This is a genomic window from Paenibacillus sp. 37 (assembly GCF_008386395.1).
In the GTDB taxonomy this organism is placed as follows: Bacteria; Bacillota; Bacilli; order Paenibacillales; family Paenibacillaceae; genus Paenibacillus; species Paenibacillus amylolyticus_B.
Window position 1 is genome coordinate 6105656 of record NZ_CP043761.1, and the last position, 14347, is coordinate 6120002.

A 14347-nucleotide genomic window follows, 5' to 3' on the forward strand; every position below is an offset into this window, starting at 1 on the left:
ATTCTATAACGCAATAACAGCCCTTCCATGCCTTTATAAAAGGTGGAAGGGCTGTTATTGCGTTATGATTTAACTCCGCCATTTCTTCGCAAGTTCACCAATCTGATGTGGCGTAGTGCGGCAGCAGCCGCCAATAATTTTCGCGCCCGCAGCAACCCACTGTTCCGAAGCATCACTCATACTGCCACATGTACCCTGTCCACTCCACGTCTTCGTTGCTGCATCGTATACTTCTCCCGAGTTCGGATACACAATCACAGGTTTATCGCTGGTACGGCTCAAAATACCCACTGCTTCCGTCACCACTTCCATCGGAGCACAGTTCAGGCCAATCGCCGCAACCTGCGGCTCGGAGCCAAACGTCTGTGCACATACCTCAAGCGGTGTGCCTTCGCTGATGCTTGTCCCGTCTTTTAAAGAAAAAGATAACCAGGCATACGCATGAGGAAACTCCTTCAGTAAATCAACCAGCACCTGTGCTTCCTGCAAGGAAGGAATCGTCTCAAACGCCAGAATATCAGCACCCGCTTCAATCAGCGCCGCCATACGCGGACGGTGAAATGCGGCAATCGTCTCATCCGACACGCCGTAATGACCCACATACTCTGAACCGTCCGCCAGATAAGCGCCGTACGGACCAACGGACCCGGCAATAATTGGACGTGGACGAAGACAATTTCCTTCGCGATCCCCTGTACGATCTGTTATATACTCCTCATTCTCCACCGTCTCAGCATGTACCGAAGAAGCTTCTACAAGCTGACTTGTCGAGCTTTCTCTCCCTACTAGTCTACTCTGCACTTCTGCCCACACGTCATCTCTCGCCTGTGCAGCCAGTTCCACCGTCTTGCGGATCAGCTCCAGTGCTGCCTGTTCATCGATCCCTCTCTTGCGGAAACCATCCACCGTCGCCTGATAACTGGATGTAATCGCACAGTCGGCTCCTGCTCGAAAATAATCTGCATGGACCTGAACGATAACATCCGGATTCTCAAGTAACACACGAGCAGACCATAGTGGATCATCGAGATCACATCCATGCTGTTCGAGTTCCGTTGCCAGCGCTCCATCCAGAATCATGACCGGATGTTCACGCAGGATCTGTTCTAAGGGGTTAGTCTGTTGTGCTTGCGTCATGTACTTGTCCTCTTTTCTTATTCACACGTTCTGTCAGATAATAAGCAGCGTAACACACTGCAATAAACGGAACCCCACAATATAGCGCAATTCGCTGTGTCGGGTCAAAGGCAATACCTATGCATGAAGCCAGGCATAATATAAATGAAACAATTGGTACCACCGGATATAGTGGTGTGCGGTAGACCAGATCTTTGACCGCATGTCCTTCCCGGATATATTGTCTGCGGAACATGTATTGGGAGACACTGATACTCATCCATACCGCAACGACAGCCAGACCTGAAATGGAAACCAGTGTAATATACACGGTACCTGGCGCAATGATGCTGGACAGCAAGGCCAACGCACCACCCACCATACTAATCAGAAGTGCATTCAGCGGTACCCCGCTTTTGGTCAATTTGGCAAACCACGGAGAGATCGTTTTTTTGTCAGCCAGAGACCAGAGCATCCGTGAAGATGCATATAGGCCCGAATTGGCAGCAGAGAGAATCGCCGTCAGAATAACAAAGTTCATAATGTCTGCTGCATAGGGTACACCCACCCGCTCCATTACCGCTACAAACGGACTTTCCAGTACACTGGCATCCGACATGGGCAACAAGGCCGACAAGATAATAATCGTTCCGATGAAGAAAATAACCAAACGCCACAGCGTTGTATGAATAGCTTTCGGTATCGTCTTTTCCGGGTTCTCCGTCTCACCCGCGGCAATGCCGATTAACTCGGTGCCTGAGAAGGCAAAGTTTACAGCAAGCATGGTCATCAATATGGCTGTAGCCCCATGAGGGAACCACCCGGATGCGGTAATATTCGATAGAAATGGAGCCGGTTCAGAATCCGCCATGGGAATGAACCCAAACATGGCTGCGCCACCGATAATAATGAAGATTACGATAGTCACTACTTTTACAGATGAGAACCAGAACTCGGATTCCGCAAATAATTTCACCGTTAATGCATTAAACAGAAAGATCATCAGTGCAAAGAGCGCACTCCATATCCATACGTTCACCGATGGGAACCAGCGCTGCATCAGCAATCCAGCGGCTGTGAATTCGGAGCCAAGCGCAACAGTCCAGGTTAACCAGTATAACCAAGCCACCGTGTAGCCTGTTGCCGGTCCGATATATTTGGCTGCATAACTATGAAATGCTCCCGTCTCTGGCATATGAACAGACAGTTCACCAAGGCAGAGCATCACCAGATATACAACGATGGCTCCGATTAGATAGGACAGAATGGTTCCCAGTGGTCCCGCCTGCTGAATGGTGTAACCTGAGCTGAGGAATAATCCCGTTCCAATGACTCCTCCGAGAGAGAGCATGACCACATGCCGTGCTTGCATTTTCCGCTGAAAATGCCCTTTGTCGTTGTTGTTTTCCATACCAGCTGCTCCCCTACTTCTTCATCCAGAAAAAACAAAAAAGACCCACTCTGCCTAAAGAGTGCGCCGTTACTGACAAATAAAAACAAACGCTCCTATCTATCAGGCTTTCACCCGCTGGAATTAGCACAGTATCCTTCAGATCTGTTGCTGAGGTTTCTAAGGGCCAGTCCCTCCACCTCTCTGGATAAGAAAATGATTTTTTACTAATATAGCGATCTATCATGAATGTGTCAACATTTAAATAATAAATGGCACACCTCGCTATTCCGTGGAAGACCCCGGATTGGTGATGGTGGTCTTTACCTCATACGTGATCGGCACGGTGCTAAAAATTTTATCCCAATCGTCTTTGACTTTTTTCCATGTTTTAGGTTCTTTAATACGCAAGCTATCCCGAAAATCCGCAACATCTACTTTATAGGTATGCTGCAGTTTGTATAACACCTGTCGAATCTGTTGTTCAGCCAGTTCAGCAAATTCTTTTTCCAATTCTCTGAGATAAGCACCTTTTTCCTCTTCCTCTGGAGCACGCCAATCCTCCATCAACCAGCCTTCGGATTCAGTCTTCACATGGAATGAAATATCATCGCCAACCACTTTTGGAATTATTTTTGTTTTTTTCTTCTTCATTTCATATACAACAGTGAATCCCGCTTTATTGTATGTCTTCAAGATGCCTCCTTTTTCTTTAGGTCTGATCCACGACAGCCCTTCTAGATCCGTTTGGCTGAGTTCCCCGATGAATTTGGTCGTTTTCCCATCAAAGATACTGGCACCGGAGAACTTGTCCTCTCCATTGAAGTTCAGTACATTCTGGAGCAAAAAGCTGGAACCGGATTGCATTTGTGCATCTAGTTTGGAGAGTAAAACGGGGTCCAGGATTTTATTGGACAAGTACGAATTACCGGTAATACCTGTAAGATAAAATGCTGGAATCCGGGAAGGATCATCTGAAGTCAGTACATCAGCAGCGCGATGATGGCTAATCAGCACCAGACAGTTAGGACGAATATCGTTATCCCGAAGTACAAAATCCAGCAGCTGGTCCAGACCATACTTTTTGGCGATATCCTTGGACACAACGATAACCTTCAGATGATGCCCGATGAGCGGATGATCTCGCCTTAGTGCAAACTGACGAAAGATTTGCAGCAAGGAATCTCCGGTAAGCTGTTCATTGGAGTAGGACGTTTTACCAGAAGCAGGTGACCCGGATTGTTGGCTCTTCTGACTGCTGGAGTTACCGGGAGCAATCTGTACCGTGGCTGTCACATTGTTCTGCTTGGAATACGTTCCTCCCTGATTAGCGATGTTTTTCTCAAATTCCGTCTCTTTGCCAATATCGATCCCAAGACCAACGTATACACTTAGATCCTCTATCTCCCGACTGCTCCAACATCCGGATATCGTTAAGAGTATGCATAATACAGTGGCTAAGCGTAACAACATACGGAATGTAATCATGCATGCTTGCCTCCTTTTTTACGAATCAGACTTAACAACAGTAGTACCAGAGGTAAAATGGCAAACAACCATACGGACACGTTACCCAGCATATCTCCTAGTTCGAAGGTATCATCCACGGTCTTGGGCATCATTGCTATCAGATAGATGAACGGAAGCAGACCGTACATAATACCTTTGATTTTTTTGGAACGGAACAAATCACGAATACCCACCGACGCGCAGTAATGTGTGATCGCTGTAGTCGAGAAAATTTGCATAATCCAGATGACCAGCAATAATGATTCGAATCTTTCGAATATTAAACCTTGTATCTCAAAGCTTCTTACCAAATCCAGCGTTGGCCAGGTTCGCGTTTTGATCCCATCAAGGGATAAACTGCCTATGACCATGACAACCGTGATCAAGTAGATAATGGTGGATATGAATATCCCCCAGCTCATCGCTTTATTGCTTTTCTTCGGATTTTTCATATAGGCAGTCATGACTAACATCACCTCATAGCCCGTATAAGACAATAGTGATGGTTTTAGCCCTTTGAAAACGGGCATAACCCCATCACCGAGAACGGGTCTCAGATTGCCTATCTCGAATAACTGATTACTGAGCAAAATTTCAATTACAAATATAATGATCGTAATCGGCAGAATAATCTCGAACACGCGTACAATGACACCAAGCCCACCCGAGATCATATATATACCGATCCACATGAAGACCATAACAATTGCCCAGGTGGGGGTGCGTTCGAGTAGATACATTCCTGTCACATCAGCCATGACTCTTACTTCAAAAGCTGCAATCACCGTGAAATACATAATCATAGCAAATCCCAGTATGTAAGCAATCCAGTTCCCCGTAATTTCGCGGGTGAACTGGAACACGGTTTCCCCCGGAAATCTGCGACACAGGGTAACCATAATTATTCCAATACCTGTAATAATCAGTCCAGACAGTATAATGGAAATCCAGACATCTGGTGTTCCTACAGCCTTGCTAGTTGTTCGAGGTAACGTCAATATCCCGGCACCAAGCATGTAATTGACAATAATTACAACGGCCTGTGTCGTGGTTAGCTTTCCTTGGGAGCCATTCACTTTAGTTCACCTCCAGACCTTCTGTGAGTTAGCTTATTTTTTTCGGTCCTGATCTATCGGATTTGTCATTTTGGGACGCATTCTCATCATATTTAGCGGTGCACGGATAACGAAGTCCTTCCATTCATTGATGTGATAAGGAACCGCTGGTGCCACATAAGGTACGCCAAAGCTTGAGAGTCGTGCCAGATGCGTACACACAAGCAGAAAGAACATAACCACGCCAAACAATCCGAGTACGGCTGCGCTGAACATAGCGGCAAATCGGAGAATCCGTAGTGTTAATCCCGCACTATAGACTGGAATCGTAAAGGAAGAAATGGCCGTAACCGCTACGACAATGACCAGAAATTGGCTTATAATTCCCGCCTGCACTGCTGCTTGGCCAATAATCAGACCTCCTACGATACCCATCGCTGGCGCAATTGGTTTAGGCAGCCGTATCCCTGCCTCCCTCAGAATTTCAATCGAAAGTTCCATGATCAGTACTTCAATGATCGAAGGAAACGGCACGCCTGTCCGCGTTTCAATAATCGTCAGTACCAGCTTCGTTGGAATAAGACCCGGATGGAAGGAGATAAACGAGATATAGAGCGCAGGAGCAAGCAATGCCAGCATCGCGGCCATAAAACGCAGCACTCGCAAAAATGTTCCGGGAATCCAGCGTTCATAATAGTCCTCGGGTGACTGAAGCAACATGCTAAAGGTCACCGGTACAATTAATACAAATGGCGTTCCATCCAGCAAAATTGCCACTCGGCCTTCCAGAAGGGCACCCATTACCCGGTCAGGTCTTTCTGTATTCAGTACCTGCTGAAAAGGACTCAGCGTATTATCTTCGATGAGTTGTTCCACATAACCTGATTCCAGCATCGAATCCATATCCATCTCTTCAATTCGCTTGCATACTTCAGCCACGAGTTTGGGATCGGCAATATCCTGAATATAGGCTATCGCCAAATCTTTTTTGATCCGTGAACCCACTTCATACTTCTTAATAAACAGGCTCTGATCACTTCCATAACGACGCAAAATGCCTGTATTATCGCTTAATTGCTCTGTAAAACCAATACGAGGTCCACGGAGCAATCCCTCTGACAACGGTTCATTTACACCACGTGTTTTGATCTTATGAGCTCCAATTAATAGAGCTCCCGGCAATCCATCGACCAACAGTGCATTCTTGCCAAAAAGCACGCCAACTGAGACCTTTTGAAGGGACTGGGTCTCCTCAATCAAACTGACAGGTAGTAGCTGATCTTGCAGGTAGGCCGATAGTAAATGTGCATTATCCGGATGGAGGAAACCCTCCCGCTTAAGCTCTGGAACGCCCTCCAACATTAATGGTGTAATCAGGTGATCATCGATTAAATCTTGATCTACCAGGCCTTCGGTATATATGACGGCTGCCCGTGTATTCGTTCCCCTAATCGTAAATTCCCGAATATGCACGTCAGCATTTTGACCAAAGCTTTCTCTTACACTGGTCAGATCCGTATTGTACTTGCCGGTTAATTTAATATTCGCATATTGGCCTGTTTCGGTCCCTTCACCCTGCCCTTTAGCTGCTGGCGAGATATCCTTCGAGGATACGGACGATTGCTTCGAACGAGAGAAGCTTCCGCGCTTAATGGCAGCATTGATCCAGCGCGCGCTCAAGGTAATACCAATTGGAATGATGAAGACCAAGAATGCCTGGATCCATATGGACCAATCCGGCACGTAGGATACAATTGTTGACCACATGTTCCCACCCCAACATTTCTCTGCATGACAAAGCTGCAGGTATTCCCAAGTATTGTGTCCCCGTTTGATCACAATAATTCCCGTTTTTTTGTGTACAGAACAGCAAAAAAAAAGCGGTTCCTGTATTAGGAACCACTATTTGCTCTATATTATACGATTCTGGTCACATGCTCCGCTTTGGCATCCAACAAGTGAGCTGATGCAGCAATTGCTGTAAAATCATTCAGTGCAATCTCAATCTGCTTCTGGCTCTGCTCCACATATTCTTCTACCTTTTTGGTACCGCCTGTGATATTACCAATCTCCTTCGTTATTCCGGTAACGCTATCACGAATCTCATTAATCGAACTCTCCACCATTGCGGATAGTTTCTTAACTTCCTTGGCCACGATATCGAATCCTCGTCCAAATTCTCCTGCATGTGCAGCCTCAATGGCAGCATTCAACGCGAGCAGTTGCGTCTGAGACGAAATCTCGCGTATCGTTCGTACCACGCCCTGAATTGATCCGGCTTGTTCCTGCAAATGAGTCAACGTTGCACGGTTAGAAGTCGACACCTCAGAGATATAGGAGATACTTGACATTAATTCCTGGCTCCGTTCAATGCCTACATCTGCCTGCCCATTCAGTTCATGGGACATCGTTTTCAGCTCATTCACTACGACCGAAATGTTGTTCTGACGGTTGGTAATGTTGGTGGCGATTTTGGAGACACCAAGTATCTTCTGATTCGTCTCATCGTACACCGGCATATATGTCGCCTCAAGCCATACGGAATTCCCCTTTGCATCCTTGCGTTCAACCTTGTCCTGGAAGCTGACACCATTAAATATGCTATTCCAAAAAGCATCATAGTCCGGGGTATTTGCAAATTGACCAAAGCATAGTTGCTGATGCTTCATGCCATACATCTCATCTACCGTATATCCCATCGTTTGGGCAAAGACTTCATTCACGTAGGTTACCCGGCGATCCAGATTGAATCGAATGATAGCAAGATTTTTCTCCATCGCCTTGATGACCATTGCATCGGTGACAACATCTTTCTTTTCCATATCTAATATAGACACTTGATAACCCCCACAGTTCATTCCATAATAGACAGCCTTTAACTAGCAAAAACGATCATAACAACGTATGTATCCATCAGGTTCTAGATGGCTCTACTATTGATACCCGATTTGCAGCATTTTGGATCATCTGTTGTCATTTATTTTTTTAAGAAAATCTTTGTTTCAATGCTTCTTCAATACCCTGGATAAAAGGCATCCGTCAACATACTTTCGGTGCATGTTCATCATCCAGAAAAGAGAGGTTATAGCTTATCTTATCCGTAAAATATCTCTGTATCTACTTGTACGTATCGTAACATAGGGCAAAGAGGTATACACTTCTGTATTTGTAACGTATTTGTAACATAATTTCTGTTTTTTAGTGGCCGTTTAGCCCCTATATACAAGAAAAACAGAACGATTTGTCGTGCATCGTCCTGTTTCTTACCCAGTCTCATCGTTATTATTTTTTTCGTGGTGTCCAGCGCTTCGCTTCACTATGATTTGGATACTGGATGCCCGCAGGGTAGGAGATCAGCTCGATCAGCATCCCCCAAGGTGCTCTTCCATACACAAACTGATTGCCTTCCCCGCCTTCAATATGACCGGACAACGCCCCAGGCTCTGTTAGCAACACCCCGCCCGCTTCTTTGAAGTGTCGTGCAGCTTCTTGCATATCGTCCACATACAACGCCATATGCTGCAATCCGTAATCCGATGCCCTAACTGGCTCCGATTGTGCTGTATTCGTGTACTGAAATAGCTCTATACTGGCGCTCTCCCCAAGAGATAACATTCGAATATGAATAACCTTTGCTCCTGAACGCAGTCCTAATTTAAGCTCTGCCTCAGGTCCTTCCTGTGGGGGATCATCCGGCATTATATGGTCATAGGCAAGTTGAGCTCCAAACGCCTGTTGTAGAAATAGTGTCGCCTGCGCCATATCCGGTACAGTTATTCCAATATGGTCGATTCCTCTCGTAATCATAGTATCCCTTCTTTCCTTTATCCACTGAACTTGCTTGTACACAGCGACATCCATACCTATATGATTTACACGAAAAGAGATCTGCTGTAACCATCGATTGCTCGAACAACCTTGTATAGAACCGAAAAAAGAAGAGCGCATGATATCCATGGCTCTTCTTTCTTTGATGTTTTTAAGTTAGTTACAGGTTTACATACCGAGTGCTTAACTGGTGGCCTGAACTCATTTTAAAAATCATGCACAGTTACACATAACTGAATCGCAATGCCAAATGGGTCCCGTACAATGCCATAACCTGGGCTGAATTCATTTTGCTCGTAAGGTACCAGTACCTTCACGCCCTCATGTTGCATCAGAGAATGATACAGTTGATCGATTGTATCTTTATCCTTGGATTGAATACATAGTGACGTGCTGTTCCCCAGCTGCCATGCTCTCTCCGTGTCCATTGCTTCTTCCGCAATCATGACTTTGTTAACCCCAATCTCCAGCACCGAATGTGTAATATACTCATCTTGACCGACAGGGTACTCAAAACCCGGGTTCATCTCCTTCATCTCTTTATAACTTTTCTTGAATATCACCTTGGCGCCCAGAAACTCCTCATAAAAAGCAATGGCTGCTGCCGCATCACCGTTCATCGACAAAAATGGTATCACTTCAAAATTCATTATATTGCCTCCTTGTTCCTATTGGATTACACTTATCACTATAACAACAAAAGGTGCCAATCCATGGCACCATTAAGAGGGTTTGATATGAAAAAATCAGAACGTATGAACCAGATGCTGCGCTTCATTAATCAAAAGCAACAGTTCACCCTGCAAGATCTCATGCAGGAGTTCCAGATCTCCAAACGAACCGCTTTAAGAGATATCGCTTCATTGGAAGAGTTAGGTGCGCCCATCTATGTCGAATATGGACGCTACGGCGGATATCGACTGCTGCAACAGATGCAGCTGCCTCCCATTTCGTTTAATACGGGGGAGCTTCATGCTCTTTATTTTGCGATGCAGGCTCTCCGCAGCTTCTCCAACTTACCCTTTCAAGTCTCTTTCCGTACCATTCATGAGAAATTTATGAGCGCGTTATCCGACAAGCAACGACAGGATATTGAGACCATCCAGCACCGGGTTTACTTCCAACATACCGAGCAGATCCGCGACAGTGCACATTTGGAGTTTCTGTTGATGGCTGCTGTGCAGAATATAGTGATCCAGATTACGTACGCTAATCAGCGTAGATCCACTGATCAAAGGTCATCTTCTGCAAACACCAATATCCGCACCATTCAACCCATCGCGCTCTATGCCAGGAAAGGCTATTGGTATTGCCAGGCCTATGATCTGCATAAACAAGCGTATCGTGTATTCCGCTGCGACCGTATCATTTCAGCCGAAACAACGGAGATTGAACCTTTAACTCATGTAAAGGAACTCTATTCACAGGATGCCCAATCTTTATGGAAACCATCGGAACAAGCAATTCCATTTCAATGCCTGATTGATGAAGCCGGGATGGAGCTATTCCAGCAAGAACATTTCCCATCTATGCAGATCATCGAGCAGATGGGACACATGTATCTTGTTGGTTCATATGAACCTCACGAACTTGATTTCATAGTGAGATATCTTGTGAGCTATGGTAAATCGATTAAGATTATAGAGCCCGTCATCTTACAGAAAGCATTAAGGCAGTACTATCTGGACTTGTTGGATCATGTATAAAGATCATATTTCTATATCCATTTTACTTCACATGCCTTTTAGCTCTACTCTTGGCTAACCTTTAAACTTTTTTTATTGCCAATAGCCAATTGAACGATAATCTGCAACACGATGATGATAGCCAAGCCATAAAATGCTTGCACGAAGCTGCCTGTTAGATCGCGGAGCCAACCAATCGCCAGCGGCCCAAGTGCTCCAAGAATGTAGCCACCAGATTGAGTCATCGCGGACCAGCTACTCGCTTCCTGAGCATTTTTTGTCTCATCAATTGGCAACATGAGTGCAATCGGGAACAGTCCACCTGCACCAATACCGAGCGGGATCGCTGCGAACCACGGACTGACAGAGAGATTCAGCATCAGGACACCTATTAACTCCAACATCGCACATCCAACAAGCCAGAAGACACGTCTTTGGTATCGGTGTACAAGCATGGGAATGAATAACGTTGAGGGCAGTGATATCAATGTAAATAACGTTTGGATGTTGCCAGCAGTCTCTTGGCTATATCCATGGCTTTGAATGGCTGGCGCAAGCCAGGCGGTTAATGAATAGAAGATCGCGGCCATCAGTCCGAAGAACAGTGTCAGCACCCATGCACGCCTGTTCTTCACCGGAAGTGGTGCATGTATGACAGCCGAGGTCTGTCCGGATTGTCGCTCTGTACGCGCAGACCAAGCTAATTTTAACCAGATCGGCAATGCAATGGCAGCGAGTAATGACCATGTAGCCAAAGAACCTCTCCAAGATCCCCCCAACGTATGCTGAAGCGGAACCGATAATCCCACACTAATGCTGGCCCCCATCACCATTGCCGTAGAGTAGATGCCGACCATGGCTGCCACTCGGTTAGGGAAATACTGCTTAATGAAGCTGGACAACAGCGGCCCTGCCAATGCAATCCCTACACCTGACAGAAAAGAAGTGAACATCATCAACGGAGTTGCGCCTACGAACAATCGTAATCCTGTACCTATCCCAATAAGGATTAAAGCCAGCACAATGGCACCTTCGTTCCCCCACCTTCTACTTAGTCTTACAGAGAATGGAGCGAATATGCCCATACATAATACCGGTAGTGTAGTTAACAGACTGGCGGTCATGCCGCTCAAACCCAGATCATTCTGTATGGTACTCATCAGAGGAGAAATGGAAGTAATCGGTGGTCTTAAGTTCAGTGAAGCCAGAATAAGCGCCAATACAATATAAAAAAATTTCATTATGGATCACCTCATGGTAGTAGTATCGTTGCCTTCACCAAAGACCCCATTTGTTAACGACAAGATCTTCGGGTGGTGCACGATTAAGTATAGAATCATCAGAATGATTGAACAATACTATTATTTCTATTAAAATGATTACTAAAACCAATGATTAGAGGTGAATTCATGGAGATTCGTCAAATGGAAAACTTTATTACAGTGTGTGAGGAGCTTCATTTTACACGGGCAGCTGAGAAACTTGGCATATCTCAACCTACGTTGAGTCAACAGATACGTGGGTTGGAGGATGAACTTGGTGTTCCTTTGTTTGACCGTGTCGGCAAAAAAATTGTGATGACCCAGGCAGGCACTCTGTTTCTGGAGCACTGTGTACAGATGATCCGGCATTTACAGAATACCCAAGATGCGTTGGCTGAATTTCGGAATGATCAGCGGGGACGATTGGTTATTGGTGTTCTTCCATCCGATTTGGATTACCGTATCACTCCGCTGCTCGTTGATTTTCATGCCCGATTTCCCAAGGTGCAATTGAAGGTTATCTCTTCGATCTATGTCGTAAATCAAGTGTTGGAAAATGAAGTCGACATTGGCATCGAGATCACGTCTGCCCCTGATAGGCGGCTTGTGCGCATTCCTTTGTGCAGTGAAGAATATGTACTCGTTGTTTCCGAGAATCATGATTGGGCTGAACGAAGCACCATTGAAATTCAAGAGCTACGTGATATCCAAACGGTGATGTTCCCCGAAGGATTTACGGGCAGAGAATTGGTCGATGGCTATTGCCGTAAATATGGATTTACCCTAAATACCATCATGGAGACCAGTTCGGCAACCTCCATCATTAGCCTGGTCAAAGCCAACGTTGGAGGAACACTGCTGCCTTTTCCTCTGATCAAAGCCATGAATGAGCCTACGCTACGTTGCATCCGAATTACAGACGATCCGCCATACCGGCACTTTGAGATCATCCATCGGTCCGACCGTTACCTAACGCAGTCGGCCAAGGCATTTATTGAGAAAACAATCGAGTATTTCAATCAAAGGTGAGATTAAAAGGAGGATACTGAAATGAAAATAAGAGAAGTTGGTTTGTTGACACATCAGGTCGAGGCCATAAAAGAGTTTTACGGTACACTACTGGAAATGGATCTTGTGGAGGATAATGCAACATGCGTTTCATTCCGTGCGGGGAACTCGGTCCTCTCTTTCAAGAAGGCGCCAGAACAAGAAAAGCCCTACTATCATGTAGCATTTACGATTCCAACGAATAAACTTGCTGATGCGAAAAGGTGGGCTCAAGACCGTAACATTTCATTGCTCTCCAAAGATGGACAAGATGAATTTTATTTCCCCTACTGGGATGCAACAGCCTTCTATTTTTATGATCCAAGCGGCAACTTGATGGAATTTATCGCTCACCATTCACTCGATAATGCAGTTGATGAAGCTTTTGAAGCGAAGCATCTGTTATGTATTAGTGAAATCGGTCTGCCTGTCGATGATGTCTCTGAGACGACAAACATATTGAATGGGCATTATCAACTTGAACCCTTTGCCGGAGACGGAAAACAATTCTCCCCTACGGGTGATGCAGAAGGCATGTTTATTGTCATTGATAAACAGATGCCCTGGTTCCCAGACGGGCGTATGCCTGGTGTATTTGCCACGGAGGTAAAAGTTGAAACTGGGCAGCCCGGTAATTTGCGTATACAGGACGATATGTACTCGATTGAATCGATATGATGTAAGAACGTACTGAATGAAAAACTCAAGAGGGATTTCCAGCTCAATACTTACCAAAACCATCCTCACACGTGATATCCGATTTAAGAATTTCGTACAGATTTTGTCTGGAATTCTCTAATTTATTTTGTGTTTCTTCAATTTCTGATATTTTCGCTTGGATAATGCTTGCTTGATCATTATTTGAAAACCCATGTTTAGAGATCATAGATTGGATCTCATTGATCGTAAAACCAACAGCTAAACATTGTTTGACCACTTCCAGATGCTGAATAATGCTCTGCGCATATATTCGATAGTTATTATGATCTCTCAGCATATGTTCATCCGGCCAATTCAACAAAATAAATGATTTTGATACCATCGTCTTGGAGCGCCATTCCGTTAAAGTCTACGACCCTGAAGTGAAAATCCAGTCGCGAGGAGATGACCGAAATACTGGCGAAAGCTTCACGTGCCCCTTCGGCCATTAACATGCAACCTTGGCGTTTCTTGTTATCGACAGTGCTGAAGGCAAAGGGAAACTTGCACCACTGGGCTCTTTTAACCAGACACAGGCACTAACGTCTTCCGCTGTCATTGCCGTATTTTACGATGCTAACAATGTTGAGTACATGGAGGAGATTTTCAGCAAATCAGTGGAAAACATTAATTATACGTTCATAAACAAAGGGTCCTGATGACAACTGTCATCAGGACCCTTTGTTACATAACTTAAATACTTTTGTCAGGTGATAAAAAAGTCGTGAAACCACCACAAATTTTCATTACCACTTC

General features: G+C 45.2%; 13 protein-coding genes, 1 pseudogene and 1 riboswitch. Of the genes and pseudogenes, 4 read left to right on the forward strand and 10 right to left on the reverse strand.

Annotation, left to right across the window (positions count from 1 at the left end; translation table 11 throughout):
* Positions 1 to 69: 69 nt before the first annotated feature.
* The 8 genes from mmuM to F0220_RS26305 form a co-directional block, all read right to left on the reverse strand.
* Positions 70 to 1137, reverse strand: coding sequence for a homocysteine S-methyltransferase (mmuM, locus tag F0220_RS26270; protein ID WP_105601968.1), 1068 nt, complete (start codon positions 1135 to 1137; stop codon positions 70 to 72).
* Positions 1115 to 2527, reverse strand: a complete 1413-nt coding sequence (gene mmuP / locus F0220_RS26275; protein ID WP_149846818.1) for an S-methylmethionine permease — start codon at positions 2525 to 2527, stop codon at positions 1115 to 1117. The genes mmuM and mmuP overlap by 23 nt, the downstream gene beginning before the upstream one ends.
* A 92-nt stretch (positions 2528 to 2619) precedes the next feature.
* Positions 2620 to 2721, reverse strand: a riboswitch (SAM riboswitch).
* 70 nt (positions 2722 to 2791) lie between these two features.
* Positions 2792 to 3994: a Ger(x)C family spore germination protein gene (locus F0220_RS26280; protein ID WP_149846819.1), complete on the reverse strand. Its 1203-nt coding sequence runs from the start codon at positions 3992 to 3994 to the stop codon at positions 2792 to 2794.
* Positions 3991 to 5091 (reverse strand): GerAB/ArcD/ProY family transporter, encoded by a 1101-nt coding sequence (locus F0220_RS26285; protein WP_091019132.1) that lies wholly within the window; start codon positions 5089 to 5091, stop codon positions 3991 to 3993. Before F0220_RS26285 ends, F0220_RS26280 begins: the two co-directional genes overlap by 4 nt.
* A gap of 33 nt (positions 5092 to 5124) precedes the next feature.
* On the reverse strand, positions 5125 to 6837 hold the full coding sequence (locus tag F0220_RS26290; protein ID WP_105601971.1) for a spore germination protein: 1713 nt from the start codon (positions 6835 to 6837) through the stop codon (positions 5125 to 5127).
* A 149-nt stretch (positions 6838 to 6986) separates the two neighbouring features.
* Complete coding sequence (locus F0220_RS26295) at positions 6987 to 7892, reverse strand: methyl-accepting chemotaxis protein (RefSeq protein ID WP_181155606.1); 906 nt, start codon at positions 7890 to 7892, stop codon at positions 6987 to 6989.
* 460 nt (positions 7893 to 8352) lie between these two features.
* Positions 8353 to 8877, reverse strand: a complete 525-nt coding sequence (locus tag F0220_RS26300) for a VOC family protein (protein WP_181155602.1) — start codon at positions 8875 to 8877, stop codon at positions 8353 to 8355.
* Positions 8878 to 9104: 227 nt separating this feature from the next.
* Positions 9105 to 9548, reverse strand: coding sequence for a VOC family protein (locus tag F0220_RS26305; RefSeq protein ID WP_105601974.1), 444 nt, complete (start codon positions 9546 to 9548; stop codon positions 9105 to 9107).
* An 87-nt stretch (positions 9549 to 9635) separates the two neighbouring features.
* Between F0220_RS26305 and F0220_RS26310 the strand changes: the two genes are divergently transcribed.
* Positions 9636 to 10604 carry a helix-turn-helix transcriptional regulator gene (locus F0220_RS26310; RefSeq protein ID WP_105601976.1) on the forward strand — a complete coding sequence of 323 codons (969 nt, stop codon included), beginning with the start codon at positions 9636 to 9638 and terminating at the stop codon, positions 10602 to 10604.
* A gap of 44 nt (positions 10605 to 10648) precedes the next feature.
* Here F0220_RS26310 and F0220_RS26315 read toward each other — a convergent pair whose 3' ends face one another.
* Positions 10649 to 11824: an MFS transporter gene (locus tag F0220_RS26315; RefSeq protein WP_105601977.1), complete on the reverse strand. Its 1176-nt coding sequence runs from the start codon at positions 11822 to 11824 to the stop codon at positions 10649 to 10651.
* A gap of 168 nt (positions 11825 to 11992) precedes the next feature.
* Between F0220_RS26315 and F0220_RS26320 the strand changes: the two genes are divergently transcribed.
* Together F0220_RS26320 and F0220_RS26325 are read left to right on the forward strand one after the other, a co-directional pair.
* On the forward strand, positions 11993 to 12874 hold the full coding sequence (locus F0220_RS26320; RefSeq protein ID WP_149846820.1) for a LysR family transcriptional regulator: 882 nt from the start codon (positions 11993 to 11995) through the stop codon (positions 12872 to 12874).
* A 21-nt stretch (positions 12875 to 12895) separates the two neighbouring features.
* On the forward strand, positions 12896 to 13570 hold the full coding sequence (locus F0220_RS26325; RefSeq protein WP_105601980.1) for a VOC family protein: 675 nt from the start codon (positions 12896 to 12898) through the stop codon (positions 13568 to 13570).
* A gap of 43 nt (positions 13571 to 13613) precedes the next feature.
* Here F0220_RS26325 and F0220_RS26330 read toward each other — a convergent pair whose 3' ends face one another.
* Positions 13614 to 13910, reverse strand: coding sequence for a helix-turn-helix domain-containing protein (locus tag F0220_RS26330; protein WP_223199784.1), 297 nt, complete (start codon positions 13908 to 13910; stop codon positions 13614 to 13616).
* Here F0220_RS26330 and F0220_RS26335 point away from each other — a divergent pair.
* A pseudogene (locus F0220_RS26335) lies at positions 13888 to 14214 on the forward strand (nitroreductase family protein); the annotation flags it as partial. The gene F0220_RS26330 and the pseudogene F0220_RS26335 overlap by 23 nt on opposite strands.
* Between the last annotated feature and the right edge of the window lie 133 nt (positions 14215 to 14347).

What these genes read in the sequence shown, in the direction of transcription:
- mmuM (WP_105601968.1), bottom strand. Translation starts at nt 1,137, where the DNA reads ATGACGCAAGCACAACAGACTAACCCCTTAGAACAGATCCTGCGTGAA.
- mmuP (WP_149846818.1), bottom strand. Translation starts at nt 2,527, where the DNA reads ATGGAAAACAACAACGACAAAGGGCATTTTCAGCGGAAAATGCAAGCA.
- F0220_RS26280 (WP_149846819.1), bottom strand. Translation starts at nt 3,994, where the DNA reads ATGATTACATTCCGTATGTTGTTACGCTTAGCCACTGTATTATGCATA.
- F0220_RS26290 (WP_105601971.1), bottom strand. Translation starts at nt 6,837, where the DNA reads ATGTGGTCAACAATTGTATCCTACGTGCCGGATTGGTCCATATGGATC.
- F0220_RS26295 (WP_181155606.1), bottom strand. Translation starts at nt 7,892, where the DNA reads ATGGAAAAGAAAGATGTTGTCACCGATGCAATGGTCATCAAGGCGATG.
- F0220_RS26300 (WP_181155602.1), bottom strand. Translation starts at nt 8,877, where the DNA reads ATGATTACGAGAGGAATCGACCATATTGGAATAACTGTACCGGATATG.
- F0220_RS26305 (WP_105601974.1), bottom strand. Translation starts at nt 9,548, where the DNA reads ATGAATTTTGAAGTGATACCATTTTTGTCGATGAACGGTGATGCGGCA.
- F0220_RS26310 (WP_105601976.1), top strand. Translation starts at nt 9,636, where the DNA reads ATGAAAAAATCAGAACGTATGAACCAGATGCTGCGCTTCATTAATCAA.
- F0220_RS26315 (WP_105601977.1), bottom strand. Translation starts at nt 11,824, where the DNA reads ATGAAATTTTTTTATATTGTATTGGCGCTTATTCTGGCTTCACTGAAC.
- F0220_RS26320 (WP_149846820.1), top strand. Translation starts at nt 11,993, where the DNA reads ATGGAGATTCGTCAAATGGAAAACTTTATTACAGTGTGTGAGGAGCTT.
- F0220_RS26325 (WP_105601980.1), top strand. Translation starts at nt 12,896, where the DNA reads ATGAAAATAAGAGAAGTTGGTTTGTTGACACATCAGGTCGAGGCCATA.